This is a genomic window from Pseudomonas sp. Irchel s3f7 (assembly GCF_900187615.1).
Taxonomy (GTDB): Bacteria; Pseudomonadota; Gammaproteobacteria; order Pseudomonadales; family Pseudomonadaceae; genus Aquipseudomonas.
The window spans coordinates 23,203-48,717 of sequence record NZ_FYDO01000038.1; the positions used below are offsets into that span (position 1 = coordinate 23,203).

At 59.4% G+C, this 25,515-nt stretch carries 23 protein-coding genes, 5 tRNA genes and 3 pseudogenes; 13 read left to right on the forward strand and 18 right to left on the reverse strand.

From position 1 onward, the window contains the following. Positions 1–22 precede the first annotated feature (22 nt). The 10 genes and pseudogenes from CKW19_RS25555 to gltX all read right to left on the reverse strand — a co-directional run. A pseudogene (locus CKW19_RS25555) lies at positions 23–130 on the reverse strand (heat-shock protein); the annotation flags it as partial. Continuing rightward, the gene (locus CKW19_RS25560; RefSeq protein WP_095060929.1) at positions 127–1,086 is read right to left on the reverse strand and encodes a tRNA-dihydrouridine synthase; all 960 of its coding nucleotides are present in this window, start codon (positions 1,084–1,086) and stop codon (positions 127–129) included. The pseudogene CKW19_RS25555 and the gene CKW19_RS25560, both read right to left, overlap by 4 nt. 172 nt (positions 1,087–1,258) lie before the next feature. Further along, entirely contained in the window at positions 1,259–1,696 is a 438-nt protein-coding gene (locus CKW19_RS25565; RefSeq protein WP_095060931.1) for a thioesterase family protein, read from the reverse strand. A gap of 48 nt (positions 1,697–1,744) precedes the next feature. Continuing rightward, positions 1,745–2,578, reverse strand: a complete 834-nt coding sequence (locus CKW19_RS25570) for an alpha/beta fold hydrolase (RefSeq protein ID WP_095060941.1) — start codon at positions 2,576–2,578, stop codon at positions 1,745–1,747. A 29-nt stretch (positions 2,579–2,607) separates the two neighbouring features. After that, a complete protein-coding gene (locus CKW19_RS25575; protein WP_095060943.1) occupies positions 2,608–3,147 on the reverse strand; it encodes a TetR/AcrR family transcriptional regulator in 540 nt (179 codons plus the stop codon). 184 nt (positions 3,148–3,331) lie between these two features. Beyond that, a tRNA-Glu gene (locus CKW19_RS25580) sits at positions 3,332–3,407 on the reverse strand. An 81-nt stretch (positions 3,408–3,488) separates the two neighbouring features. After that, positions 3,489–3,564: transfer RNA gene (locus tag CKW19_RS25585), tRNA-Ala, on the reverse strand. 53 nt (positions 3,565–3,617) lie between these two features. Beyond that, positions 3,618–3,693, reverse strand: a tRNA-Glu gene (locus CKW19_RS25590). 79 nt (positions 3,694–3,772) lie between these two features. Beyond that, a tRNA-Ala gene (locus tag CKW19_RS25595) sits at positions 3,773–3,848 on the reverse strand. A 217-nt stretch (positions 3,849–4,065) separates the two neighbouring features. Next, positions 4,066–5,547: a glutamate--tRNA ligase gene (gene gltX, locus CKW19_RS25600; RefSeq protein ID WP_095060945.1), complete on the reverse strand. Its 1,482-nt coding sequence runs from the start codon at positions 5,545–5,547 to the stop codon at positions 4,066–4,068. A gap of 229 nt (positions 5,548–5,776) precedes the next feature. On the opposite strand from gltX, the gene CKW19_RS25605 reads away from it, so the two are divergent. Then, positions 5,777–6,865, forward strand: a complete 1,089-nt coding sequence (locus CKW19_RS25605; protein WP_095060947.1) for an HlyD family secretion protein — start codon at positions 5,777–5,779, stop codon at positions 6,863–6,865. Between the two features lie 49 nt (positions 6,866–6,914). Beyond that, positions 6,915–8,405, forward strand: coding sequence for an MDR family MFS transporter (locus CKW19_RS25610; RefSeq protein WP_177408853.1), 1,491 nt, complete (start codon positions 6,915–6,917; stop codon positions 8,403–8,405). Between the two features lie 40 nt (positions 8,406–8,445). On the opposite strand, the gene uvrB is transcribed toward CKW19_RS25610, so the two are convergent. Further along, entirely contained in the window at positions 8,446–10,461 is a 2,016-nt protein-coding gene (uvrB, locus tag CKW19_RS25615) for an excinuclease ABC subunit UvrB (RefSeq protein ID WP_095060951.1), read from the reverse strand. On the opposite strand from uvrB, the gene CKW19_RS28905 reads away from it, so the two are divergent. The 3 genes from CKW19_RS28905 to CKW19_RS25625 all read left to right on the forward strand — a co-directional run bounded on the left by CKW19_RS28905 (position 10,460) and on the right by CKW19_RS25625 (position 12,438). After that, positions 10,460–10,609 carry a hypothetical protein gene (locus CKW19_RS28905; RefSeq protein WP_218232136.1) on the forward strand — a complete coding sequence of 50 codons (150 nt, stop codon included), beginning with the start codon at positions 10,460–10,462 and terminating at the stop codon, positions 10,607–10,609. The genes uvrB and CKW19_RS28905 overlap by 2 nt on opposite strands. Positions 10,610–10,796: 187 nt before the next feature. Beyond that, complete coding sequence (locus CKW19_RS25620) at positions 10,797–11,993, forward strand: amino acid aminotransferase (RefSeq protein ID WP_095060953.1); 1,197 nt, start codon at positions 10,797–10,799, stop codon at positions 11,991–11,993. A 235-nt stretch (positions 11,994–12,228) separates the two neighbouring features. Continuing rightward, positions 12,229–12,438 (forward strand): hypothetical protein, encoded by a 210-nt coding sequence (locus CKW19_RS25625; protein WP_095060955.1) that lies wholly within the window; start codon positions 12,229–12,231, stop codon positions 12,436–12,438. On the opposite strand, the gene CKW19_RS25630 is transcribed toward CKW19_RS25625, so the two are convergent. Then, positions 12,435–12,665, reverse strand: a complete 231-nt coding sequence (locus tag CKW19_RS25630) for a hypothetical protein (RefSeq protein ID WP_046027137.1) — start codon at positions 12,663–12,665, stop codon at positions 12,435–12,437. The genes CKW19_RS25625 and CKW19_RS25630 overlap by 4 nt on opposite strands. A gap of 230 nt (positions 12,666–12,895) precedes the next feature. On the opposite strand from CKW19_RS25630, the gene CKW19_RS25635 reads away from it, so the two are divergent. Beyond that, positions 12,896–12,971, forward strand: a tRNA-Asn gene (locus CKW19_RS25635). Positions 12,972–13,159: 188 nt separating this feature from the next. Here CKW19_RS25635 and CKW19_RS25640 read toward each other — a convergent pair. Then, the gene (locus CKW19_RS25640; RefSeq protein ID WP_095060957.1) at positions 13,160–14,689 is read right to left on the reverse strand and encodes a nucleobase:cation symporter-2 family protein; all 1,530 of its coding nucleotides are present in this window, start codon (positions 14,687–14,689) and stop codon (positions 13,160–13,162) included. Positions 14,690–14,803: 114 nt separating this feature from the next. On the opposite strand from CKW19_RS25640, the gene CKW19_RS25645 reads away from it, so the two are divergent. Next, a complete protein-coding gene (locus tag CKW19_RS25645; RefSeq protein WP_256580385.1) occupies positions 14,804–15,031 on the forward strand; it encodes a BrnT family toxin in 228 nt (75 codons plus the stop codon). A 3-nt stretch (positions 15,032–15,034) separates the two neighbouring features. Then, positions 15,035–15,340, forward strand: coding sequence for a BrnA antitoxin family protein (locus CKW19_RS25650; RefSeq protein ID WP_095060961.1), 306 nt, complete (start codon positions 15,035–15,037; stop codon positions 15,338–15,340). A gap of 55 nt (positions 15,341–15,395) precedes the next feature. Here the strand turns inward: CKW19_RS25650 and CKW19_RS25655 are convergent, their stop codons facing one another. The 4 genes from CKW19_RS25655 to CKW19_RS25670 all read right to left on the reverse strand — a co-directional run bounded on the left by CKW19_RS25655 (position 15,396) and on the right by CKW19_RS25670 (position 20,853). Next, positions 15,396–16,226: an arylamine N-acetyltransferase gene (locus CKW19_RS25655; protein WP_095060963.1), complete on the reverse strand. Its 831-nt coding sequence runs from the start codon at positions 16,224–16,226 to the stop codon at positions 15,396–15,398. Between the two features lie 113 nt (positions 16,227–16,339). Then, complete coding sequence (locus CKW19_RS25660) at positions 16,340–17,134, reverse strand: exodeoxyribonuclease III (protein ID WP_095060965.1); 795 nt, start codon at positions 17,132–17,134, stop codon at positions 16,340–16,342. A gap of 269 nt (positions 17,135–17,403) precedes the next feature. After that, positions 17,404–18,975 carry a GGDEF domain-containing protein gene (locus CKW19_RS25665; protein WP_095060987.1) on the reverse strand — a complete coding sequence of 524 codons (1,572 nt, stop codon included), beginning with the start codon at positions 18,973–18,975 and terminating at the stop codon, positions 17,404–17,406. Positions 18,976–19,098: 123 nt separating this feature from the next. Then, entirely contained in the window at positions 19,099–20,853 is a 1,755-nt protein-coding gene (locus CKW19_RS25670; RefSeq protein ID WP_095060967.1) for a murein L,D-transpeptidase, read from the reverse strand. An 81-nt stretch (positions 20,854–20,934) separates the two neighbouring features. Here CKW19_RS25670 and CKW19_RS25675 point away from each other — a divergent pair, with 81 nt between their 5' ends. From CKW19_RS25675 to CKW19_RS25695, 5 genes and pseudogenes are all read left to right on the forward strand, one after another. Beyond that, the gene (locus tag CKW19_RS25675) at positions 20,935–21,636 is read left to right on the forward strand and encodes a murein L,D-transpeptidase catalytic domain family protein (protein WP_095060969.1); all 702 of its coding nucleotides are present in this window, start codon (positions 20,935–20,937) and stop codon (positions 21,634–21,636) included. 105 nt (positions 21,637–21,741) lie between these two features. Then, positions 21,742–23,409, forward strand: coding sequence for a copper resistance system multicopper oxidase (locus tag CKW19_RS25680; RefSeq protein WP_095060971.1), 1,668 nt, complete (start codon positions 21,742–21,744; stop codon positions 23,407–23,409). 10 nt (positions 23,410–23,419) lie between these two features. Further along, positions 23,420–24,307 (forward strand): copper resistance protein B, encoded by an 888-nt coding sequence (locus tag CKW19_RS25685; protein WP_095060973.1) that lies wholly within the window; start codon positions 23,420–23,422, stop codon positions 24,305–24,307. Positions 24,308–24,359: 52 nt separating this feature from the next. Continuing rightward, positions 24,360–24,742: pseudogene (gene copC / locus CKW19_RS25690) on the forward strand (copper homeostasis periplasmic binding protein CopC). 3 nt (positions 24,743–24,745) lie between these two features. Further along, positions 24,746–25,120, forward strand: a pseudogene (locus tag CKW19_RS25695) (copper resistance protein CopD); the annotation flags it as partial. 87 nt (positions 25,121–25,207) lie between these two features. Here CKW19_RS25695 and CKW19_RS25700 read toward each other — a convergent pair. Continuing rightward, positions 25,208–25,426, reverse strand: a complete 219-nt coding sequence (locus CKW19_RS25700; RefSeq protein WP_095060975.1) for a hypothetical protein — start codon at positions 25,424–25,426, stop codon at positions 25,208–25,210. Positions 25,427–25,515 lie beyond the last annotated feature (89 nt).

The following is a 25,515-nucleotide window of genomic DNA, read 5'->3' on the forward strand; positions in this document are numbered from 1 at the left end:
GGCGCCCTTTTCTTGCTCTGGCTTAGTGTTGCAGAGCTGGCTTTTGCGTCCCGTTGATCGGGATGCGCCTGGCTTTCGCCTCTTCAGGAATCACCCGCAGCAGGTCAATGCTCAACAGACCGTTGTTCAGGCCGCTTCCGCCACCGGCAATCCCAGCAAACGCGAGACCTGATCCAGTTCTGTCTCGCGTCGCAGGACGGTGAACAGCTCTACGGCTTCGGGATAATTACGGGTCAACATCGCCAGCCATTGCTTCAGGCGACCAGGGGATTGACGCGCTGTCATCTGCGCCTTGGCTTGCAGCCAGAAGTCCTGAATCAGCGGTAGCAGCTCGCTCCAGGTCATCTCGACCACTTCCTCACCGGCACGTGCAGCGGCAATCTGTCGGGCGAGATCCGGGCGCGAAACCAGGCCGCGACCGAGCATGATGTCTTCCACGCCACTGATTTCACGACACCGGCGCCAATCTTCGACGCTCCAGATGTCACCATTGGCGAACACCGGAACCTTGACCACGTCTTGCACCCGTGGAATCCATTCCCAGTGCGCAGGCGGTTTGTACCCGTCAACCTTGGTTCGCGCGTGCACCACGATGTGCTCGGCACCGCCCTCGGCCAGGGCCGTGGCGCAGACCAGCGAACCGTCCGGGCTGTCGAACCCCAGGCGCATCTTGGCGGTGACGGGAATGTGTGCAGGCACGGCACGACGCACGTGCTCGACGATCTGGTTGAGCAGTTCAGGCTCTTTGAGCAACACCGCACCGCCACGGGACTTGTTGACGGTCTTGGCCGGGCAGCCGAAGTTCAGGTCGATCACCTCGGAACCCAACTCGCAGGCCAGCGCGGCGTTTTCCGCCAGGCACACCGGGTCGGAACCCAGCAGCTGCACGCGCAGCGGCACGCCAGAGGCGGTCCGCGCGCCGTTGAGCAGCTCCGGTCCGAACTTGTGGAAGTAGGCGGGCGTGAGTAACTGGTCGTTGACCCGGATGAACTCGGTCACACACCAATCGATGCCGCCCACTCGGGTCAGCACGTCGCGCAGGATGTCGTCGACCAACCCCTCCATGGGCGCCAAAGCAATTTGCATGAAAAACACACTCAACGAAAAACGTGCGGCAGTTTACTGGATTATCGAGCGAAAGACTTGCGCATACCTTTGTGGCGAGGGAGCTTGCTCCCGCTGGAGCGCGAAGCGGTCCCCCTGCAAATGAAGAGTGCTGCGCACTAACGGGAGCCAGCTCCCTCGCCACAGGGCCGTGTCAGGCCGGGACTTGCAACGCCGGGCCGTAGCCCTCGATAAATTCTGCCGGCATCCGCTTGGGTCTGCCCGTGGACAGCTCGATGCAAACGAACGTGGTCTGTGCGCGCAATAGCGTGGTGTTGTCACTCGGGCGGATCAGCTGGAAATGCCGGGTCATCTTCAGGCGCTGGTCCCAATCGACGATCCAGGTCGCCAACTGCAACTCGTCGCCCTCGTAGGCGGCCGCCAGGTAATCGATCTCGTGCCGCACCACCGCCATGGCACGGTCCAGCCGACGGTACTCGACCAGATCCAGGCCCAGGCGCTGGGAGTGGCGCCAGGCACAACGCTCCAGCCAGGTCACGTACACCGCGTTGTTCGCGTGACCCAACCCATCGATGTCCTCGGCGCCCACTTGCAGATCAATGATAAATGGCGTTTCCCGATCCCAGCCCATGCCCCACTCCCGGTCAGATAGTTTCGACCGGGGCAGTGTAACGGATGCTCAGGCCGATTGGCGCGATTGCAGGCTGCGACCGGCCAGCAGTGATAACACCCCGTCAATCACCCGAGGATCGGCCAGTACCCGCTGATGACCACCCTCTTGCAGGCGCAGCAAGCGGCTATCAAACCAGGCTTCGTGGATCAGTTGCGACTCCTTGACCGAGACAAAGTTGTCGTCTTCGGCGTGGACGATCAAGCCGGGCATGTCGAGTTGATAATGGGCGACGTCGAGCATCGCTGCGCGCATGCCGACATCTTTCTCGACCTGGCGAATGAACGCGGAACGGGCTTTGGGTGGCAACCCAACATAACGGGCAAACCCGCGCAACACGCCGAGGATGCGGGCCGGGGCGCCAATGGTGACCAGTGTTTCGGTGCGCAGGCCCAGCTGCACGGCCAGCATGGCACTGGCACCGCCCATGGAGTGGCCGATGACCGCTTGCAACGGCGGCAATTCAGCGGCGGCTTCAAGCATGGCGCGGGCGAACAGCACCACATTCGCTTCACTGCCCGGTGAGCGGCCGTGGGCCGGACCGTCCAGCGCGACCACCGAATATCCGGCATCGACCAGCGCCGTGATCAGGCTGGCGAACTGCGTCGGCCGCCCTTCCCAGCCGTGCATCAGCAAAACCGCCGGGCCTTGCCCCCAGCGCAACGCTGAAAGACCGAATCGCAAAGTGATGCGTTCGGACTTCGCCAACAGCGGCAATTCCCAGTCACGCGGCGGCAGATCCCGCGGCGTCATGAAAGCCAGTCGCATTTTGCTTGCAACCAGTTTCGGTGCAACCCAGCCCAAGGTGCCATTAACGCCACGAACCCACTTCAACGTGCTCATCGCATTCTCCCCAGGCCGCAGCCTTCAGGTCAACGCACTGCCGATTTGGCGGCACGCAGTAATCGATCGGACAATTCTCCCGGCCCCAGCGCCCGCGCCAGAGCCAGACCACCCACCATCAAGGCCATGTCGGCCAAGGCTTTATCGGTTTCTTCAGGGCTGGCCGCCAATTGCGCGACCATCAATTCCATGTGCTCGCTGAGCGCGACACGGAAGGCATCCGGCAGCCGCCCAAGCTCACCGACCGACGCGGGAATCGGGCAGGCCGACTCGGAGGAATCACGGTGCTTGCGCGACAGATAAAACGCCGCCACCAACGCACGACGCTCTTCGCCGGTCAGCTCGGCATCCATGTCGGCAATCAGGTCACGCCGGTGACCGAGCAATTGCTTGAACGCCTCCAGCATCATGGCGTCCTTGCTTTCGAAGTGCGCGTAGAAGCCGCCGACCGTCAGGCCCGCCGCGCCCATCACCTCGCCCACGCTCGGTTCGGCCGGGCCACGCTGAATCAGCGCGGAGCTGGCGGCCTTGAGGATGCGTTCGCGGGTTTGAGCTTTTTTATCGTTCATCGTTGCCTCCGAATATTACGACTCAAATATTATTCTCATAATAATTTTTCGCAAGTCGTGGATGTGACCGCTGGTCTGAAGAACAGTTTGAAAGAGAAAGGGAGATTTGGCCAAACGCCAGACAAACAAAAGGGCCATTCAATAATTGAATGACCCTTATAAAATCCCGCAGAGCGGGTAATCGTGGCGTCCCCTAGGGGACTCGAACCCCTGTTACCGCCGTGAAAGGGCGGTGTCCTAGGCCACTAGACGAAGGGGACACAAACCCTTCTATACAACTGATCAGTGCTGAGAGCTGATCGATTCAAGGCCGGTGTGGCCAGACCTTGAACTTGTAAAATTGGTGGAGCTTAGCGGGATCGAACCGCTGACCTCCTGCATGCCATGCAGGCGCTCTCCCAGCTGAGCTAAAGCCCCGGATTTTTCGCCTCGCGGCGGAGTGACATCTTGCAACATCACTTCTGTAAAACTGGCGTCCCCTAGGGGACTCGAACCCCTGTTACCGCCGTGAAAGGGCGGTGTCCTAGGCCACTAGACGAAGGGGACGCAAACCCTTCTATACAACAGATCAACGCTGAGTGTTGATCGCTTCAAAGCCGGTGTGGCCAGACCTTGAAGTGTAAATTGGTGGAGCTAGACGGGATCGAACCGTCGACCTCTTGCATGCCATGCAAGCGCTCTCCCAGCTGAGCTATAGCCCCTCATCGCTGAGGACGGGGCGAATCTTAAGGGCGCATCGAAAGTCTGTCAAACTTATTTTGCAAAAAAACTGAAATTTTTTGCCGACATAACAATCACTTACCGCCCTCCCCCGAAAAATCAGGGGTTTTCCCCAACTGTAGGAGCTGGCTTGCCAGCGATGGCGGCCGCAAGGTCGCTTCGCCAGCAAGCCGGCTCCTACAGGTCAACCCTGTGGGATCAGGCGATAGCGCCCAGCAGCTTTTCCCACTCTTTGTTTTCTTTCTTCGACACGCCGCCCAGCAGGTCGATCGCCTGGCGCAGACGGAAACGGGTCAGGTCCGGCCCGAGGATTTCCATCGCATCGAGCACCGACACCGAACTGGCCTGGCCGGTGATCGCCGCAAACATCAGCGGCATGGCGTCGCGCAGTTTCAGCTCCAGCGATTCGACCACGGCCTGAATGGTCGCAGTGATGCTGTCCTTCTCCCACTGGCGCAGGCTTTCGAGCTTCCACAGGATCAACTGCATCAATTGTCGAACCTGATCGCCCGAGAGCTTCTTGGATTCGAACAACTTGGCATCCGGGTTCACGCCACCGGCAAAGAAGAACCCGGCCAACGGTGCAACCTGGCTGAAGGTTTCAACCCGGCCCTGCACGTGTGGTGCGATCTTCATCATGTATTCGGAATTGAACGCCCACTTCTGCACGCGTGCGGCGAACTCTTCGACCGGCAGGTCACGCAGCCATTGGCCGTTGAGCCAAGACAGCTTCTCGATGTCGAAGATCGGCCCGCCGAGGGACACGCGCTTCAGATCGAAGTTGTCGACCATTTCCTGCAGCGAGAACTTCTCGCGCTCGTCCGGCATCGACCAACCCATGCGACCCAGGTAGTTGAGCATCGCCTCAGGCATGAAACCCATACGCTCGTAGAACGTCACCGAAGTCGGGTTCTTGCGCTTGGACAGCTTGCTCTTGTCCGGGTTACGCAGCAGCGGCATGTAACACAGCTCGGGCTGCTCCCAGCCGAAGTACTCGTAAAGCAGGATCAGTTTCGGCGCCGATGGCAGCCATTCTTCGCCACGCAATACGTGGGTGATGCCCATCAGGTGGTCGTCGACGACGTTGGCGAGGAAGTACGTCGGCAAGCCGTCGGTCTTCATCAGGACCTGCATGTCCATGCGGTCCCACGGGATTTCAACGTCGCCACGCAGCATGTCCGGCACTACGCAGACGCCTTCGCTCGGTACCTTCATGCGGATCACGTGCGGTTCGCCGGCAGCCAGGCGACGATCGACTTCTTCCTTGGACAGCAGCAAGGCGCGGCCGTCGTAACGCGGAGTTTCGCCGCGAGCCATTTGCTCGGCGCGCATCTGGTCCAGCTCTTCGGCGGTGCAGAAGCACGGGAAGGCATGACCGAGCTCTACCAACTGCTGGCAATATTTCTGGTAGATATCGCCGCGTTCGCTTTGACGATAAGGACCGTGCGGGCCGCCAACGTCCGGGCCTTCGCTCCAGTTGATACCCAGCCAGCGCAGGGCGTCGAAGATCTGCTGTTCGGACTCGCGGGTCGAACGCAACTGGTCGGTGTCTTCGATCCGCAGGATGAACTCACCGCCATGCTGCTTGGCAAAGCAGTAGTTGAACAATGCGATGTAAGCGGTGCCTACGTGGGGATCCCCGGTAGGCGATGGCGCGATGCGAGTGCGGACGGTGGTCATGGCATGTCTCGAAAAGAATAAAAGCGAAGTTCAAACAAGGCGCGAATGGTAACAGGCGACACCCGCCCGGCTCCAGCTAACAGGGCATTTAAGCCAAGGTTGCGACTGGAATGCCTGTATGGCGTGGTGAATGGCCGAATATCAGTCGTCGGCATTTACCGCTTATCGGTGATATGACAGATTTGGGTGCTGTAAACTTCTCTTACAATTTCTTGACTACAGTTTGCCCATGCCTGCCCAACTCAAGCGTCGCCTGCTTACCTTCCTGCTGATTGTCCTGTTGATTGCCGGGGGATTGTTTGCCCACTGGTTCCTCAACGGTCGTTTTTATGAAAGCACCGATAACGCCTACGTCCAGGGTGAAATCACCCGCGTGTCCAGCCAGTTGGGCGCACGCATCGACGAAGTGTTGGTGCAGGACAACCAGCATGTCGAGAAAGGCCAATTGCTGATCAGGCTCGAAGGCGAAGACTTCCGCCTCGCCGTCGACCGTGCCAACGCCGCCCTCGCCACCCGCCAGGCCGAACGCCTGCAAGCCCAGAGCAAACTGACTCAGCAAGGCAGCCTGATTGCCGCCAGCGAAGCGCAAGTCTCGTCCAGCCAGGCGAGCCTGGGTCGCTCGCAAATCGACCTGATTCGCGCCGAAACCTTGCGCAAACCCGGCTATATCTCGGAAGAACGCGTGACGAGCCTTTCCGCAGAAAACCACATCGCCCGCTCGCAAGTCACCAAAGCCCAGGCCGATGCGCAAAGTCAGCGCCAGCAAGTCAATGCACTGAATGCCGACATCAAACGCCTCGACGCGCAGATCGCCAACGCCAAAACCGACCTGGCCCAGGCCGAACTGAACCTGACCCGCAGCGAGATCCACGCCCCCATCAGCGGCCTGATCGGCCAGCGTGCTGCGCGTAACGGTCAAGTTGTGCAGGCCGGTGCCTATCTGTTGTCGATCGTGCCGGACGAAGACATCTGGATTCAGGCGAATTTCAAGGAAACCCAGATCGGTCACATGCAGCCCGGCCAGAAAGCCGAGCTGACCTTCGATGCCTATGGCGATACACCGATCGAAGCCCGGGTCGACAGCCTGTTTGCCGCCTCGGGCGCGCAATTCAGCCTGCTGCCTCCGGACAATGCCACGGGCAACTTCACCAAAGTCGTGCAACGGATTCCGGTCAAACTGACCTTCGCTGCGGACAATCCGCTGCGCGGCAAGATTCGTCCGGGCATGTCGGTCACCGCCAAGGTGAACATCAAGGACGCCCCGGAAGACGTCACCGTGAAAGTGAGCCTCAAAGACGCCCCTGCCGATGGCCGGTGATCAACTGATCCGCCCGGTCGGCGAGCCGACCCGGCGGGACTGGATTGCGGTGATGAGCGTGATGCTCGGCGCCTTCATGGCGGTGCTGGACATCCAGATCACCAACTCGTCGCTCAAGGATATTCAAGGCGCGCTGTCGGCGACGCTGGAAGAAGGCTCGTGGATTTCCACTTCCTACCTGGTGGCCGAGATCATCATGATCCCGCTGACCGCGTGGCTGGTTCAACTGCTCTCGGCGCGACGCCTGGCGGTGTGGGTATCCATCGGATTTCTGTTCGCTTCCCTACTCTGCTCCATGGCGTGGAGCCTGGAAAGCATGATTGTGTTCCGAGCCCTGCAAGGTTTTACCGGCGGCGCACTGATCCCGCTCGCCTTCACCCTGACGCTGATCAAACTCCCGGAGCATCACCGCGCCAAAGGCATGGCGATGTTTGCCATGACGGCGACCTTCGCCCCTTCCATTGGCCCGACCCTCGGCGGTTGGCTGACGGAAAACTGGGGCTGGGAATACATCTTCTATATCAACATCCCGCCCGGCTTGCTCATGATCGCCGGCCTGATGTACGGCCTCGAAAAGAAGGAAGCACACTGGGAGTTACTCAAAAGCACCGACTACGCCGGCATCCTCACGCTGGGCATCGGTCTCGGCTGCTTGCAGGTGTTCCTGGAAGAAGGCCATCGCAAGGACTGGCTGGAATCGAGCCTGATCGTGGCCTTGGGCAGTATCGCGCTGATCAGCCTGATCACCTTTGTGATCGTGCAGACCTCCAAGCCCAATCCGCTGATCAACCTCGGCATCCTGCGCAATCGTAACTTTGGATTATCGAGCATTTCCAGTGTCGGGATGGGGGTCGGCTTGTACGGCTCGATCTATTTGTTGCCGCTGTATCTGGCGCAGATCCAGAACTACAACGCCCTGCAAATCGGCGAAGTGATCATGTGGATGGGTGTGCCGCAGCTGTTTCTGATTCCGCTGGTGCCGAAGCTGATGAAGTATGTCTCGCCCAAATGGCTGTGCACGCTGGGCTTCGGGTTGTTCGGACTGGCGAGTTTTTCCTCGGGCGTGCTGAACCCGGACTTTGCCGGGCCGCAGTTCAATCAGATCCAGATCGTCCGCGCCCTCGGCCAGCCACTGATCATGGTCACCATTTCGTTGATCGCCACGGCGTACATTCTTCCGCAGGACGCGGGATCGGCGTCGAGCCTGTTCAACATTCTGCGCAACCTCGGCGGCGCCATTGGCATCGCCCTCCTCGCCACGCTACTGGATGCGCGGACCAAGGTTTACTTCGATTACTTGCGCGAGGCCCTGGTGCCGAGCAATCCGCAGGTCGCCGAGCGCATCGCCTCGTTGAGCGATCGATTGGGCAATGAAACGGCGGCGCTGGCCAAGCTCAGTGAAATCGCCCATCAGCAGGCGTCGATCATGGCTTACAACGATGCGTTTCATTTTGTCGGGATTGCACTGGGGATCAGCATGCTGGCGGTGTTGCTGACCAAGAAATTGCCGGAGGGGTTGAAGGCTGGCGAGGCGCATTGATATTGAGCCATACACAACATGTGGCGAGCGCATTTTAAGTTCAGACCGTCAGCAGTCTTTCGCGCAACTTGGCAATCTCATCGCGCATCTGCGCCGCTGCTTCGAACTCCAGGTCGCGAGCGAGCTGATACATCTTCTCTTCCAGGGCTTTGATGCGCTTGGCAATCTCGCCAGGCGAGCGCAATTCCGCTTCGTACCGGGCGTTTTCCTCGGCAGCCTTGGCCATGCCCTTGCGCTTCTTGCTGCGCGAACCCGGCACGGTCGCGCCTTCCATGATGTCGGCAACGTCCTTGAACACACCTTTGGGGGTGATGCCATTGGCCAGGTTGAAGGCGATCTGCTTGTCGCGACGACGCTCGGTTTCACCGATGGCCCGCTCCATGGAGCCGGTGATCCGGTCGGCGTAGAGAATTGCCCGGCCATTGAGGTTACGCGCCGCACGGCCGATGGTCTGGATCAGCGAACGCTCGGACCGCAGGAAGCCTTCCTTGTCCGCATCGAGGATCGCCACCAGCGACACTTCAGGCATGTCCAGACCTTCGCGCAGCAGGTTGATCCCCACCAACACATCGAAGGTGCCAAGACGCAGATCGCGAATGATTTCGACCCGCTCCACGGTGTCGATGTCCGAGTGCAGATAGCGCACGCGCACGCCGTGATCGGCCAGGTAATCGGTCAAGTCCTCGGCCATGCGTTTGGTCAGCGTGGTGACCAGCACCCGCTCTTCGACCGCCACGCGCTTGCTGATTTCCGACAACAAGTCGTCGACCTGGGTCAGTGCCGGGCGAATCTCGATTTGCGGGTCCACCAGCCCGGTCGGACGCACCACCATGTCAATCACGCGCCCAGCGTGCTCGGCTTCATAGTTGCCCGGTGTCGCCGAGACGAAAATCGTCTGCGGGCTGATGCTTTCCCACTCGTCAAAGCGCATCGGCCGGTTGTCCAGCGCCGACGGCAGACGGAATCCGTATTCCACCAGTGTCTCTTTGCGCGAGCGGTCGCCTTTGTACATCGCACCGACCTGCGGGACGCTGACGTGGGATTCGTCGATCACCAGCAAGGCGTCCGCTGGCAAGTAATCGTATAAGGTTGGCGGCGCTTCACCGGATGCGCGTCCGGACAGGTAGCGCGAGTAGTTTTCAATGCCGTTGCAGTAACCCAATTCGAGAATCATCTCTATGTCGAAACGGGTGCGCTGTTCCAGGCGCTGAGCTTCCACCAGTTTGTTGTTCGAACGCAGGTACTCCAGGCGCTCCTTCAACTCCTCCTTGATCCCTTCCACGGCGCCCATCAGGGTTTCCCGGGGCGTCACGTAGTGGCTTTTCGGGTAGAAGGTGAAGCGCGGCAGTTTGCGGATGACCTCACCGGTCAAAGGATCAAACGCCGACAGGCTTTCCACTTCGTCATCGAACAGTTCGATGCGGATCGCCTCGAAATCGGATTCCGCCGGGTGGATATCGATCACGTCGCCGCGCACGCGGAAGGTCGCACGGGCGAAATCCATGTCGTTGCGGGTGTATTGCAGATCGGCCAGACGCCGCAGCAACTCCCGCTGATCGAGTCGGTCACCCCGATCCACGTGCAGCACCATTTTCAGGTAGGTTTCCGGACTGCCCAGACCATAGATGCACGACACCGTGGTGACGATGATCGCGTCCTTGCGCTCCAGCAACGCCTTGGTCGCGGAAAGGCGCATCTGTTCGATGTGATCGTTGATCGAGGCGTCTTTCTCGATGAAGGTATCGGAGGACGGCACATAGGCTTCGGGCTGGTAGTAGTCGTAGTAGGAAACGAAGTACTCGACCGCGTTGTTCGGGAAGAACGCCTTGAACTCCCCGTACAGCTGCGCCGCGAGGGTCTTGTTCGGCGCCAGCACCAGCGTCGGGCGCTGTACCTGGGCGATCACGTTGGCGATGCTGAAAGTCTTGCCCGAGCCGGTCACACCGAGCAACGTCTGGTGCGCCAGCCCGGCTTCGATACCCTCGACCATCAGGCGGATGGCTTCCGGCTGATCGCCGGCGGGCTCGAAACGGGTGACTAGCTGGAATTCAGACATGAAATACCTCTGGATCACTCTTGCCGGCAAAACCGACACGAACGAGAAAGACCGCAAACGACCGTTGTCGCCCGAGGAAAAAACTGGATTGCGCTCAATGTGGAGCCGATTGCCGTCGCTTTCAAGGCAAACGTCCTACAACGCGTAAAGCCTTTGATGACAACAATCGACTAACGGTCGAAAAATAATCGGAAAAACTTACGGGAAAAGCCGATTCGCCTGTCGCCATCAATCGCAGATGGCCTCTATACTAGCTCCCCGTTTGTGCACCGCTCTAGTGCATTCGGCTGGAGCGCGACACGTCCCTCCATTTTCCATTCAGAGCCGCCGCAATAATGAGCCTGTTCTCCGCTGTCGAAATGGCACCACGCGATCCAATCCTGGGCCTCAACGAAGCATTCAACGCCGATACCCGTACCAACAAGGTCAACCTGGGGGTCGGTGTTTATTGCAACGAGGAGGGGCGAATTCCACTCCTGCGCGCCGTTGTCGAAGCCGAAACCATTCGCGTTGCTCAACACGCTTCCCGTGGCTATTTGCCAATCGACGGTATTGCCGCCTATGACCAGGCTGTGCAGAAACTGTTGTTCGGCAATGACTCGCCGCTGATCGCCGCTGGCCGCGTGATCACCACCCAGGCCGTTGGCGGTACGGGCGCCCTGAAAATCGGTGCCGACTTCCTCAAGCAACTGCTGCCGAACGCCGTCGTGGCGATCAGCGACCCAAGCTGGGAAAACCACCGCGCCCTGTTCGAAACCGCGGGTTTCCCGGTGCAGAACTATCGCTACTACGACGCCGCGACCCACGACGTAAATCGTGTTGGCCTGCTGGAAGATCTGAACGCGCTGCCAAACGGTTCGATCGTTGTGCTGCACGCTTGCTGCCATAACCCGACCGGCGTCGACCTGAGCCCGGCGGACTGGAACAACGTGCTGGACGTGGTGAAAGCCAAAGGTCACGTGCCATTTCTCGACATGGCCTACCAGGGCTTTGGCGATGGTATCGACGAAGACGCCGCCGCCGTGCGTCTGTTTGCTGAATCGGGCCTGACCTTCTTTGTTTCCAGCTCGTTCTCCAAATCGTTCTCGCTGTATGGCGAGCGCGTTGGCGCGCTGTCGATCGTCAGCGAATCGAAAGAAGAAAGCGCGCGCGTGCTGTCGCAAGTCAAACGCGTGATCCGCACCAACTACTCCAACCCGCCGACCCACGGTGCAAGCATCGTCGCCGCCGTGCTGAACAGCCCGGAACTGCGCGCCCAGTGGGAAGCCGAACTGGCCGAAATGCGCCTGCGCATTCGTGGCATGCGTATCCAGATGGTCGACACCCTGGCGAAGAACGCGCCGCAGCGCGATTTCAGCTTTGTTGGCCGTCAGCGTGGCATGTTCTCTTACTCCGGCCTGACGGTTGAGCAAGTGACCCGCCTGCGCAACGAGTTCGGCATCTATGCCCTGGACACCGGCCGCATCTGCGTCGCCGCGCTGAACCAGAGCAACATCAAGGCTGTGACTGACGCCATCGTTCAGGTGATCTGAATCACGCCGTGAGACGAAAAACGGGAAGCCCTTTGGCTTCCCGTTTTTTATTTGTCCTGTTGATTGCTCAATAACGGGACCAAGCCCTTAGACTGCACACAGACCCTTGTAGGAGCCGGCTTGCCGGCGATAGCGTTCGGGAGACCGACATCGATGTCGGAGATTCTGACCTCTTCGCCAGCAAGCCGGCTCCTGCAGGCTTCGTGTACGCCCCGCTATTCTGACGAGTGCCGATATGAAAAACGATGACCTGCGCGCCGACCGCGACGATCTGGATGACCTGGATCGCTTCATCCCCCGCGCCCCGGCCAAACGCGGCAACAACCTGGTCATGCAAGTCGCTGCCGGTGTGTTTCTCGGTGGCCTGGCCCTGTGGCTGGTGCAATTGGGTGCCACCGCGCTCTATGCCAAACTGATGCTAGGCACGATTACCTTCGGCGGTTAAGCCAGTTCGGTCGCACGCTGGCTGGCCGCGTCGTCATAGGCCACGTACAGCGACTCGGCGACCTGGCTCTTGATCGCTTTGGTACTTTCCAGGCCCAGAACAAAACCTTCAGCCTTGCCGCCTGCACGGTTCAACTCCTCGGCGTTGCTGGCCTGAGTGATAGCATCGAACAGTTTTTCAGCGTGAGGACCGACCCCTTTGGGCAGGCTGATTTGAGCGATGCTCATGCGAACACCTCGTTGTTGCGAGGCGGTGTTGTGGTCAAGCAAGTCATGGCGCGTACCTTTTCGGCGAATGGCCGGCAGCGCGTGTTACCACTTCCGGGCAGCCATGTTAGCCCCCGCAAGCGAATCCGGTAACCGCCAATCACCGACAAATCACCTTCCGTCCCCTTGAATGGCTCACCTGATCATCCGGCGCTTGACTTCTCTTTTTGAATCAGTAACATAGGCGCCATTCCGCGATAGCTCAGTTGGTAGAGCAAGTGACTGTTAATCACTGGGTCCCTGGTTCGAGTCCAGGTCGTGGAGCCAGACAGCAATATCAAGAAGCCCCTGAACCGAAAGGTTCAGGGGCTTTTTTGTGATCCGCATAAAGCAAAGGATCGCAGCCCACGGGTACGTTTTAGGTAGGAGCTGCCGAAGGCTGCGATCCTTTGATCTACAAAAAAGGGCCGATCTGTCTATTCAACAGATCGGCCCTTTTTCAGTCGACGTAAACGTCAGACATGCTCACTGCTTTTCGAATGCAGCGCTGGCGACTCTCCATGACCATGACCATGCCCATGGTCAGGCTCAACAATTGGAATCTCCTTGCCATCGCAGTCATGCAGTTTGCCGTCGCTGAAGTAGTCGCCTTCACGCAACGCTGCCAGATCCTGATAGCGCAGCACCCGCTCGGTACCTGCCGCAAACACCGACTGCTGGTCGGAGTTACCCGCCGTGAGGTGGTTGAAAGCCAGGTTGAGCAAGATAGCCATGATCGCCGAAGAACTGATGCCCGAATGGAAGATGGTCGCGAACCAGCTCGGGAAATGATCATAGAAGTTCGGTGCCGCGATCGGGATCATGCCGAAGCCGATCGAAGTGGCGACAATGATCAAGTTGACGTTGTTGCGATAATCGACCTTGGACAGGGTACGGATACCACTGGCTGCGACCGTACCGAACAACACGATACCGGCACCACCGAGCACCGAAGTCGGCACCGCAGCGATCACTCGTCCCATGAACGGCAACAGGCCCAGGACCACCAGGAATACACCGCCAGTGGCAACCACGTATCGGCTCTTGATCCCGGTGACCGCCACCAGCCCGACGTTCTGGGCAAAGGCACTCTGAGTGAAGGAGCCGAAGATCGGTGCAATCATGCTCGACAGCATGTCGGCACGCAGGCCGTTGCCCAGACGCTTGGAGTCAACCTTGGTGTCGATGATCTCGCCCACCGCCAGGATGTCGGCGGACGTTTCCACCAGCGTCACCATCACCACAATGCACATCGACAGGATCGCGGCGAAGTGGAAGGTTGGCATACCGAAGTGGAACGGGGTCGGGAAGCCGAACATCGGACCTTCGCCAACGGAGGAAAAATCCGCCATGCCGAGGAACACTGCGATGATGGTACCGATGACCATGGCCAGCAGAATCGAGAGACGCGAGATGGTCGCACTGCCGATTTTGCTTAACAGCAGCACCAGTACCAGCGTCACCGCTGCCAGACCGATGTTCGCCACGCTACCGAAGTCCGGCGCATGGCTGTTGCCACCCATGGCCCAGCGAGCGGCCACCGGCATCAGCGTCAAGCCAATGGTGGTGATCACGATCCCCGTGACCAACGGTGGAAAGAACTTGGTGATTCGCGAGAACACCGGCGTGATCAACAAACCTATCAGCGACGCCGCGATGACAGCCCCCAGAATCGACTGGAAGCCACCCTCCCCGCCACTGCTGACAATTGCCACCATGGTGGCGACGCCAGAAAACGACACGCCCTGAACCAGCGGCAACTGACAACCAAAAAACGGTAGACCCAGGGTTTGCAGCAGCGTTGCCAACCCCCCCGCAAACAATGAAGCAGCAATCAACAAACCGATGTCCGCCGGCGACAGCCCGGCAGCCTGACCAACGATCAAAGGCACGGCGACGATGCCACCGTACATGGTCAGAACATGTTGCAGGCCGTAAGCCATATTCGCGCCGATCCCTAGGTTTTCGTCCTCGGGCCGTTTGTGTGAAACATGGGGCGTTTTCATGTTAGGGGGTTCCCTGGTTTTTGTTATGCGCACACTGTATGCAAGACACGGGACAAATGTCTATAGAGTTGTATACAACTTGTCAGTCACAAAATGGATACCGGTCCATTTGTCATGCATCAAGGCGTCAGCCTCGCCGAAACCGAAGCGGTATTTCATGACGAGCGAGCACTGACCATTGAGGACAACCACCACGACGAGCAGCGCTGGATCACCATGGGAATGGATGCAAAAGGTCCTTTGCTGGTCGTTCCGCACATCTACCGCGACCCGAATTTCGTACGAATCAATTCCGCGTGTCTAGCCTGTATACGCGAGCGCCATCAATATCTGGAGGCATGAACAATGAAAGATGAATACGAATTCAGCGATGCCAAGCGTGGGGCGATGGCCACCAGCAAAGGCAAGACACGCATCACCATCATGCTTGATGACGCTGTCATCGAGGCCGCGCGGGCAGTAGCAGAAAGCGAGGGATACGGTTACCAGACGGTGATCAACAACACGTTGCGCCAGGCATTGCTCGGTGGCGACAAAGCAGGCCTGCTCAAAAAAGACATCACGGCTGACGAACTGAAAAACCTCCAGCAAAAACTGACAGAAGCGCTTCGAGAAATTCAACGCGTAATCGAGCCGAGCGTTCAGCCCTGAAACGAAAACGGGCCGATCAATCAGATCAGCCCGATAGGTGTTTACAACGCTGAGCCTACTTCGGCACCTCGATCAATCGTTCGAGCGTCTGCTGCAACTGCGCATGGCCCGGAACACGAATGCCGAACTCGGTCTGCAGCAACGCAATCAAGGCCTGCACATCACTTACCTGCCGCCGCTCGCTGTCCTCGCCGACACGGTGAATGGCGAAACTACCGTTGTTGAGCGTGCGTCGCCAGCCCTCCCCGGTGCGCGCCACCATCAGCTGCCGGGTGAAAGTAGACTCGGGATGGGTCGAGACGTACCAGTTGCCGACCGTGAAATCGATGTCTTCCTGGCGTTGCAGATCGAAGATGTACATGGCGCGCCACTCGTCACCGACAAGAGCGCGCAGGGTGTAGCCGTCGACGTGCGGTTCGATGCGATACGGTTCGTGAGGCGTGAGCTGTTCAACGCGAGAGTCCAGCAGCAGTGGAGCGGTGGGCACCATGCCGCCGAAGCCGACGTCGGTGATGTATCGAATGTCATCGATGATGACCAGGCTCAAGCGATGAGTCCGCGCCGTCCACGCCCCCTCCGGCTGCCCCATCACCACTCGGCCACTGATGGCGCGGGCGTCGTAGCCCAATTCCTGGAGCAAGGCCAGGAACAGATTATTGAGTTCGTAGCAGTAACCCCCACGACCGTCGTGCAGGACTTTTTGCTCGATCGACGGCAGATCGATGAGCACCGGTTCGCCGGACAGCGTGGTGAGGTTTTCAAACGGGAATTCGCCAGTGTGGCGCAATTGAAGCCGTCGCAGGTTTTCCAGGGTCGGCGCTGGCGGCTCATCGAAGCCCAGCCGTTGCAGGTATAACGCAAGGTGTGTGAGGCGTGGTTCGCTCATCGTTCAATCCTTTTGCACGCAAGCGGCGGATCTTTCCGCCAATGGGCGCTATGTATAAGGGATGAACCGGTGCCGCCGACAATTGATTTAGCCAATTGCCCTGCATGAAAAACTCAACGCAGCTTGCGCGAGCTCAACTGTATCCAGGTCGGCGCATGGTCGCTGGCACGGGGTTCGTTGCGCACCCACGCATCGACCCCGGCCTCTTGCAGATAAGGACTCAAGGCGGGATTGAGCAACAGGTGATCGATGCGCAATCCGGAGTTCTTTTGCCAATGCTGACGAAAATAATCCCAGAAGGTGTAGAGCCGATCGTGTGGATACACGTGGCGCAACGAGTCGGTCCAGCCTTGGTCCAGCAGGCGCTGGTAGCACTCGCGGCTCTCCGGTTGCAACAACGCGTCCTTGAGCCAGGAGCGCGGGTTGTAGATGTCCAGGTCGGTGGGCACGACGTTGTAATCACCGGCCAGCACGACCGGATGCTCGCTGCTTTGAAGTGACTCGGCATAGCGGATCAACCGCTCGAACCAGGCCAGTTTGTAATCGAACTTCGGCCCCGGTTGTGGATTGCCGTTAGGCAAATACAGGCAGCCGACCAACACGCCATGCACCGCCGCTTCCAGATAGCGACTATGACTGTCACCCTCATCGCCCGGCAGGCCTCGCCGACTCTCCAGCGGCTGCGCCTCACGCGCCAGAATCGCTACGCCGTTCCAGGACGCCTGACCGTGCCAGATTGCGCCATAACCGGCCGCTTCCAGTTCGGCGACAGGGAACGCACTGTCGACCGATTTCAGCTCCTGCAAGCAGGCGATGTCGGGTTTTTCGCGTTCAAGCCACGCCAACAGGTTTGGCAACCGGGCACGTATGCCATTGACGTTGAACGTCGCGATACGCAGCTTCTTCATGGACGGACTCTCCTGAGGACGAGATGCCCAATGTCTGACACTTGACCCTTTCGGTGGTTGCGTCTGTTGCCCTGTCCAGGCTACGTGCGGCGCCTCAACTGAATCCAGCGCTATCGGCTGCTTTCTTACCCAGGATTCACAGTTGTTTGACCGGTGCCGGGTTCCATTTACCGTTCAACGCATCAAGCTTCGGCCCGTACAAACGCATGGTCAGGTTAAACGGACCTTTGGGCCGGGTGTCAAGCCAGTGAAACACCGTCGAAAAGCCTTCAACGGTCGGAACGCATCAGCGTTTCGACGCCCACCTCTCTCAACAACGTTGCCGTGCAGTTGCGACCCGAATGCTTGGCCCGGTACAACGCCGCATCCGCCCGCTCAATGAACACGTCCATGCTGTCACGCCCGCTCGGCACAAACGAATAGCAACCGAGGCTGATCGTCACATAGCCATGTGGCGAGCCGGTGTGGCTGATGTTTTTGTCGATGACATTGCGGCGGATTTGCTCGGCAATGGTCATGGCGCCATGGATGTCGGTATCGGGCAGCAACACGGCGAACTCTTCACCGCCGTAACGCACCGCCAGATCAGCCTTGCGGTGGCAGCAGCTTTTCAGCGCCCGCGCCACTTCGGCCAGGCAGTGATCCCCCACCACGTGGCCATAGGTGTCGTTGTAGCGTTTGAAGTAATCGATATCGAGCATGATCAGGCTCAGCGGGCTGGCCTGACGAGCGCCGCGACCGAACTCGACGTCCAGCGCCCGCTCGAACAAGCGACGGTTGGCCAAACCGGTCAGGCTGTCATGGGTGGCGATCAACTCCAGCGCTTCCTGCGCGCGACGCAGATCCGCCTCGACCCGTTCGCCGACCCGCACCTGTTGAATGAACACCCAACCGAACAGCCCCACGCCCAGCAATACCAGGGCAACGATGAGGCTGGAGCGAAACGCGGTGTCGTACCAGCCGGCGAGAATGGCATCCAGGGACGATGCCGCCGAAACCACCAGCGGATACGTTTCCAGTTGTCGATAGCCGTAGAGGCGCTCGACACCATCAATCATGGAAGTGAACGTCGCATGGCCGGCGGTCGACAGCGGCAGGAACTTCTGGAAGATATCGCCCTGCGCCAATGACGTTCCGATCTGCGCCTCGACAAAAGGACGACGCGCCAGCAACGTTCCATCAGTCAGGGTGAGAAACATCGAACCCTTGTCATCGAGGCTGAAGCTTTTGAAAAACTGATCGAAGTACGACATCTTGATGCCGGCCATCAACACGCCCTGGAAGTGACCGTTCTTGTCGTTGATCCGCTTGGAAATCGGAATGATCCACTCGCCACTTTCCCGACTGCGGATTGCCGGGCCGATGTGCACCAAGGACGTCACGTTCTGCTGGTGAAACTTGAAGTAATCGCGATCTGCGACCCCGGCGCCACGGGGCAGGTCTTCAAACGAACTGATCACCCATTGCCCTTTCTGATCGAACAGCAGGATGCCGTGCAGCTGCTTCAGCGCCAGCACTCGCCGGGCGAAAGTTTTCTGCAAAAGCGGCCGCTGTTCCGGACCAAAACCGTCCAGCTGAATCCAGTCCACCAGACTGCTCAACACCAGGTCAGCCTTCATGAACGTGTCTTCGGCTTGTTGTGCCATGGCCCGCGTCAGGTTCGACGATGCCACTTGCGCCAGGCTCAGGTCATGTCGCCGGGATTGTTCCAACTGCAGGTAAAGCAGCCCGCACAGGCACAGACACACCGTGGCAATGAACAACACCGCCGCCTTGCGTAGCGGTATGCGTTTCAATGCAACACCGGGGGTGTGGTGCGAGTCGTGAAGGCGTGTAGGCAAAAAGCTCATCCTGTTGGGGGCAAGGCATGGGCGAAAACCCAAATCCCTCGGTGTGAGCCTAGTTTACGGGGTTATCCGGGATAAAAGCCGACCACTTGCCGGGTGGCGCGCGCTGTTTGCGCCCTATTGCCTGTTTTCCCCCGTTACCGCCAGCGGCGCTTCAGTGCGACGCAGGTCCAGTGCCGGCAATCGGGTCGGACCATTCAGCCCTTTCAGCACCCGGGCATCGTAATCGTAGATATCCGGCTTGAATGTCACCCGCCCCTCGTTGCTCAGGTCTACGGTCCAGTAAGCCAACAGCACCGGCACTTTCACCGGTAGCCGAATGTTTTCGGTCCTGCCATTGGCCAGTTGCTTCTGAATACCTGCACTGTTCCAGCGGACCGGGTCGTTGAACAGCAACTCAACCAGTTGCAACGGGTTTTCCACGCGAATGCAGCCCGAGCTGGTGGCCCGAACGGTTTTGGCAAACAACTCGCGATGCGGCGTGTCATGCAGGTAAATCGCATAGTCGTTGGGGAAGCGGATGACGACCTGGCCCAGCGAACTGTCGGGCCCGGCGTCCTGACGCAGGCTGATGCCCCGCGGATTGCTCCAGTCGACGCTCGACGGACTGAGCACATTGCCCTCCCGATCCAGCACACGAATCCGATTGGCGGCCAGATAGCCCGGGTCGTTCTGGATTTTCGGAATCACATCCTGCTTGAGGATCGTCGGCGGCACCGTCCAGGTCGGATTGAACGTGATGTAAGTGATCTCGGCCTGGAACACCGGCGTACTGCGTACCGGTTTACCGACCTGCACCCGCGAACGCCAGATCGGCAGACCATCGCGATACATCGCCACTTTGTACCCGGCGATATCGACAATGACAAACGTGCCCTGCAGCTTGTACAGCAGCCAACGCGCGCGCTCCATGTTTACCCGCACCTGATCGATCCGCGCCTCGACGGGCACGTTCAACGCCGCCAGTGTCGCTGCCCCCGCCACGCCGTCGGCGCCCAGGTATTGCTCGGTCTGATACTTTTTCACCGCGGCGATGACGTTGTCGTCATAGAGGGCTTTTTTCGACACGCCAGGAGCCAGATATCCGCCCGCCACCAGGCGCGCACGGAGTTGTCCGACCGCGAGCCCTTCCATGCCAGGCTTGAGCGATTGGCCCTCGGTCACTTTTGGCCAGCCACCGGCACTGCGAACCTGGCGCAACTTCGCCAGCCCTTCACGCAGGTCGCGGTAAATCATTTCCTGGGGAGGCGCCTGGGTAAATGCACGTGCCACATCATGGGCATCGAGGGCGGCGAACAGGGTGTTCATGTCCTCGCGGGGATCAACACCGGCCGGGTCGAAATTCCAGTGGATATCCAGCCGCGACGGATCGACTTTGCCCCGGCGCAATTGAAGCAACGCGGTAATGAAGGTGCGGGTCGCCGCCATATCGAACATCGCCCGTTGCGACGTCGAAGGCATGGCCGCCACCAGCGCTTCATGGGCCTGCGCCAACTCCGTGATGCGGAAGTCCGCCGGGTTCAGGCCGTCGATCTGGGTGTCGTTGAGGCTTTTCAGCAACTGCGTCACATCGCGGTCATCCGTCCACGCGGCGCGATAGTGACGATGCATGTAAAAATCCATGACCACCCGATCGACATCCACGCGCTGATGGCGTTTGGAGGTCAGCACCGGCGGAAACGCCGTGCGCAGTGGCTCCAGCGTTGCCTGGATCGCTTGGCCGATAGCATCATTCGGCGCCGCGGCATCAATTTCGTTGTTTGCCGGAGATACCGGCACAATCGGCGAAGTTTGCGCGATCGCTGCACCGCTGATCAGAAAGCCCATAAAAAACATGCGGCTTATGACGAATAACCTTGTTAATTGCACCATGGATAATCCTTAATCTCCCGTTTCAAACGGCTTGCTTCCTGCTCGCTGCTAGACTCGAAATTATCACGATGAGACCCGACTATGGCGCTAATCCGCTCTGGCCTTTTATTTGCCATTTTACTGACGAGCCTTTCAGTAACGTCAGCCTACGCCGATTCGCTTGAAAACGCGCTGGTCAAAGCTGCACCAGACGCCAACGCTAAAGTGATTGCCCTCGCCGTCCGCGCCTCGCAATGCAGCCGTGCCCAAGGCAAGCCTGCTGCCCAAAGGCTGGCAGTGATCGATTATTCCCTGCCTTCGACCGAACAACGCCTGTGGGTGTTCGATCTTAAACGCCGCAAGTTGCTGTTTCACGAACTGGTTGCCCATGGCCGCAACAGCGGCGAAAACATGGCCACGCTGTTTTCCAACAAGAACGAAAGCCACGCCACCAGCCTCGGCCTGTTTCGCACGCAACAGAGCTATCGCGGCCAGAACGGCTATTCCCTGCGCATGGAAGGCCTGGAACCAGGCTTCAACGACAACGCATTTGACCGGGCCATCGTCATTCACGGCGCCCCTTATGTCAGCCCGGTACTGGCCCGCGCCAACGGCCGGATCGGCAGAAGCCTGGGTTGCCCGGCGGTGAGACCGGCGATTGCGCAGAAGCTGATCGACTCGATGAAAGACGGGCAGTTGTTGTTTTCCTATTACCCGGACCAGCGCTGGTTGAAATCGTCTTCTTATATCAATTGCGGTGGCAACACCGTGGCGTCTTCGGACAAGACCACGTCGCGCCAGTAAACAACGCATCTACCTGTCAAAACTGTAATCCCCGCCTCAGTTTGCTGAAAGACACCGACCGTTAGCCTCGTCGACACGTTCAACAGGCTGACGGCGGATAAACCGATGCATACCCCCACATCAAGACGCACCTTCGTCAAAGGCCTGGCCGTTGGCGGGCTCTTTGCCGGCCTCGGGCTGTGGCGCACGCCGGTCTGGGCGATCACCAGCCCCGGCGAACCGCAGGTGTTGGCCGGCAGCGATTTCGACCTGTTCATCGGTGAAACTCCGGTCAACTTCACCGGCAACCCGCGCACGGCGATGACCATCAACGGCAGCCTCCCCGGCCCGCTGCTGCGCTGGCGTGAAGGCGACACCGTTACGCTGCGGGTCCGCAACCGACTCAAGGACAACACCTCCATTCACTGGCACGGCATCCTGCTGCCAGCCAACATGGATGGCGTACCGGGGCTGAGTTTCAAAGGCATCGAACCGGGCGGAGTGTATGTCTATCAGTTCAAGGTGCGGCAGAACGGCACCTACTGGTATCACAGCCATTCAGGGCTTCAGGAACAGGCCGGTGTCTATGGCCCGCTGATCATCGACGCGAAGGAGCCGGAGCCGTTTCAGTACGACCGCGACTACGTGGTGATGCTCAGCGACTGGACCGACCAAGACCCGGCCAGCCTGATGAAGACCCTGAAAAAACAATCCGATTACTACAACTTCAACAAACGCACCGTGGGCGACTTCATCCACGACGTCAGCGAAAAAGGCTGGGGAGCGACCGTCGCCGATCGCAAAATGTGGGCCGAGATGAAGATGAACCCCACCGATCTGGCAGACGTCGGTGGCGCCACTTACACCTTCCTGTTGAACGGCCAGGTGCCGGACACGAACTGGACCGGTCTGTTTCGCCCGGGTGAAAAGCTGCGCCTGCGCTTCATCAATGGCTCCGCCATGACGTACTTCGACGTGCGCATTCCCGGCCTGAAAATGACCGTGGTCGCGGCGGACGGTCTGCACATCAAACCGGTGAGCGTCGACGAGTTTCGCATTGCCGTGGCGGAGACCTTTGACGTGATCGTCGAGCCGACCGAGGCGAGCTACACCCTGTTCGCCCAAGCCATGGATCGCAGCGGATACGCCCGCGGCACCCTTGCGGTGAAGGCCGGTTTGTCGGCGCCGTTACCACCACTGGACCCACGACCGCTGGTGACTATGGACGACATGGGCATGGCGGGCATGGATCACAGCAACATGCCCGGCATGCAGTCCCACCCGACCTCGGAAACCGACAACCCGCTGGTGGACATGCAGGCCATGTCCACCTCACCGAAACTCGCCGACCCCGGCATGGGCCTGCGCAACAACGGCCGCCGCGTGCTCACCTATTCCGACCTGCGCAGCACCTTCGAAGACCCGGACGGCCGCGAGCCTGGCCGCACCATCGAGTTGCACCTGACCGGTCACATGGAGAAATTCGCCTGGTCGTTCAACGGCGTGAAGTTTTCGGATGCCGAGCCGCTGCGCCTCAAGTACGGCGAGCGACTGCGGATCGTACTGGTCAACGACACGATGATGATGCACCCCATCCACCTGCATGGCATGTGGAGCGACCTCGAGGACGAGAACGGCCAGTTCATGGTGCGCAAACACACCATCGACATGCCACCGGGCTCCCGGCGCACCTATCGGGTCACTGCCGATGCGCTCGGCCGTTGGGCCTATCACTGCCATCTCCTGTACCACATGGAAATGGGCATGTTCCGTGAAGTTCGCGTGGAAGAATGAGGCGCATCCCATGATTCGATTCACCCCGTTTTTTTTGGCCCTCGCGACCTCGACGGCGATGGCCGTCAGCAATGACATGCAAGGCATGGATCACAGCCAGATGGACCACGGCCAAATGCAAGGCATGGTCGAAGGTCAGATGCAAGGCATGGACGACGGCCAGATGCAGCCCGCCGCGCCTAGCGAAAGCCGCACGCCGATCCCGGTGCTGACCGATGCCGATCACGCGGCGGTGTATGTCGATCCCGCCGGTCACCAGGTACATGACCGCACGTTCAATTCCTTTTTCCTTGCCGACAAACTGGAATGGCAGGACGCCGATGACGGCAGCACCCTGGCCTGGGATTTGTCCGGCTGGGTCGGCGGTGACATTGATCGCCTGTGGCTGCGCTCAGAAGGCGAACGCAGCACCGGCGTGACCGAGGACGCGGAAATCCAGGCCCTGTGGGGCCACGCGATCAGTCCATGGTGGGACGTCGTCAGCGGCGTTCGCCAGGACTTTAAACCCGGCGCCCCACAAACCTGGGCCGCGCTCGGCGTGCAAGGCATGGCGCTGTACAACTTCGAGACCGAAGCCACGGCCTTCATCGGCGAAGGCGGCCAGAGCGCCGTGCGGCTGGAGGGCGACTACGACATCCTGCTGACCAATCGGCTGATCCTGCAACCGACCGCAGAACTCAACGCCTACGGCAAAAACGATCCGCAACGCGGCATCGGTTCCGGCCTGTCCAACGCCGAAGCAGGTTTGCGCCTGCGCTACGAAATCCGCCGGGAATTCGCGCCCTACCTCGGCGTGACCTGGAACCGCACCTACGGCAACACCGCCGACTACGCCAACGACGAAGGCGAGGACCGCAGCGAAACTCGCCTCGTGCTCGGTATTCGGATGTGGTTCTGAACAGACTCACCCAAAACCAACAACAACCGCTTCGAGCGGTAAAGGACCTTGCATGCGCATCATCAAACCCACCGCCGTCGCAATCGCGTTGCTCAGTGGCCTGCTTGTCAGCACCCTCGCTCAAGCACCCCCAAACTACTCTCCTCCACCCCGGCGGAAGGCGTAGAAGGTGCATCACCTGAAAAGATCGAACTGCATTTTTCCGAAAACCTCGTCACCCAGTTTTCCGGCGCAAAACTGCTGATGACCGAAATGGCCGGCATGGCCCACGCCCCGATGCCGGTCAAGGCCAAAGTCAGTGGCGGCACTGACCCGAAGACCATGTTCATCATCCCGACATCACCCCTGACTACCGGCACCTACAAGGTCGAATGGCGCGCAGTGTCTTCGGACACCCACCCGATCACCGGCAACATCATCTTCAAAGTGAAATGATCGATAAGCGACTCGGCCAACGTCGTGCTGCGGTTTGTGTTGTATGTGGATTTGATGCTGTTGTTGGGCGTCGCGCTGTTCGGGCTCTACAGCTTCAAGGGACAGGAACGGCTATCCGGAACAGTGCTGCCCTTTCGACGGTTGTTGATGGCAACAGCCGGGCTCGGCCCACTGCTAGCGCTTGCCTTGATGGCACAACCCCGCGCCCTGCAAACCGAAGCATACATACGGTTGCTGGCTCGTGCCGTCAGGCGATTTTAGCTTGTCGGTGCGCTGATCGTCGTGGGCATCACCGTCACGGGCGTGGTGAACTACCTGTTCATCGTCAGGCCAAAGCTCGATGAGGTTTTACCCAGCCTCTACGGAATGTGGTTGTTCACACAGGAGAACATTTCTCCCTACGTGGATCTGTGGCTGACGGTGCCTGGCGCCAAGTAACGGATCGTTTTTTGTGCGGAGTACGTATCAGTCGTCGTGCAACAAACCTGAACCGTATTCACCGTAGCTATTGCCGAGCGCACTGCCATGAAAATTCATCTGGTCGGGGTTGCTGGTCGGCCCCGGGCCGAAGCCGGCAGGCTGCACCGAGTCAGCCGAATAATCGCGATGTGAGCTCACACCCGAACAGGCACTCAACAACAAAGCACCGGAAATCAGCGAGACTTTGACGAGGTTTGCGATCATTTTTTGATTCCTGTGGGTTGAGGCGTGGGGGACAAGACCTTTGGTGGGCATGCTATGCCTGGTCTGTGCCGGGGATCATGAAATGTGGC

Coding starts and splice junctions, on each gene's coding strand:
- CKW19_RS25560 (WP_095060929.1), bottom strand. CDS start 1,086: ATGCAAATTGCTTTGGCGCCCATGGAGGGGTTGGTCGACGACATCCTG.
- CKW19_RS25565 (WP_095060931.1), bottom strand. CDS start 1,696: ATGGGCTGGGATCGGGAAACGCCATTTATCATTGATCTGCAAGTGGGC.
- CKW19_RS25570 (WP_095060941.1), bottom strand. CDS start 2,578: ATGAGCACGTTGAAGTGGGTTCGTGGCGTTAATGGCACCTTGGGCTGG.
- CKW19_RS25575 (WP_095060943.1), bottom strand. CDS start 3,147: ATGAACGATAAAAAAGCTCAAACCCGCGAACGCATCCTCAAGGCCGCC.
- gltX (WP_095060945.1), bottom strand. CDS start 5,547: ATGACCACCGTCCGCACTCGCATCGCGCCATCGCCTACCGGGGATCCC.
- CKW19_RS25605 (WP_095060947.1), top strand. CDS start 5,777: ATGCCTGCCCAACTCAAGCGTCGCCTGCTTACCTTCCTGCTGATTGTC.
- CKW19_RS28905 (WP_218232136.1), top strand. CDS start 10,460: ATGAAATACCTCTGGATCACTCTTGCCGGCAAAACCGACACGAACGAG.
- uvrB (WP_095060951.1), bottom strand. CDS start 10,461: ATGTCTGAATTCCAGCTAGTCACCCGTTTCGAGCCCGCCGGCGATCAG.
- CKW19_RS25620 (WP_095060953.1), top strand. CDS start 10,797: ATGAGCCTGTTCTCCGCTGTCGAAATGGCACCACGCGATCCAATCCTG.
- CKW19_RS25625 (WP_095060955.1), top strand. CDS start 12,229: ATGAAAAACGATGACCTGCGCGCCGACCGCGACGATCTGGATGACCTG.
- CKW19_RS25630 (WP_046027137.1), bottom strand. CDS start 12,665: ATGAGCATCGCTCAAATCAGCCTGCCCAAAGGGGTCGGTCCTCACGCT.
- CKW19_RS25640 (WP_095060957.1), bottom strand. CDS start 14,689: ATGAAAACGCCCCATGTTTCACACAAACGGCCCGAGGACGAAAACCTA.
- CKW19_RS25645 (WP_256580385.1), top strand. CDS start 14,804: ATGCATCAAGGCGTCAGCCTCGCCGAAACCGAAGCGGTATTTCATGAC.
- CKW19_RS25650 (WP_095060961.1), top strand. CDS start 15,035: ATGAAAGATGAATACGAATTCAGCGATGCCAAGCGTGGGGCGATGGCC.
- CKW19_RS25655 (WP_095060963.1), bottom strand. CDS start 16,226: ATGAGCGAACCACGCCTCACACACCTTGCGTTATACCTGCAACGGCTG.
- CKW19_RS25660 (WP_095060965.1), bottom strand. CDS start 17,134: ATGAAGAAGCTGCGTATCGCGACGTTCAACGTCAATGGCATACGTGCC.
- CKW19_RS25670 (WP_095060967.1), bottom strand. CDS start 20,853: ATGGTGCAATTAACAAGGTTATTCGTCATAAGCCGCATGTTTTTTATG.
- CKW19_RS25675 (WP_095060969.1), top strand. CDS start 20,935: ATGGCGCTAATCCGCTCTGGCCTTTTATTTGCCATTTTACTGACGAGC.
- CKW19_RS25680 (WP_095060971.1), top strand. CDS start 21,742: ATGCATACCCCCACATCAAGACGCACCTTCGTCAAAGGCCTGGCCGTT.
- CKW19_RS25685 (WP_095060973.1), top strand. CDS start 23,420: ATGATTCGATTCACCCCGTTTTTTTTGGCCCTCGCGACCTCGACGGCG.
- CKW19_RS25700 (WP_095060975.1), bottom strand. CDS start 25,426: ATGATCGCAAACCTCGTCAAAGTCTCGCTGATTTCCGGTGCTTTGTTG.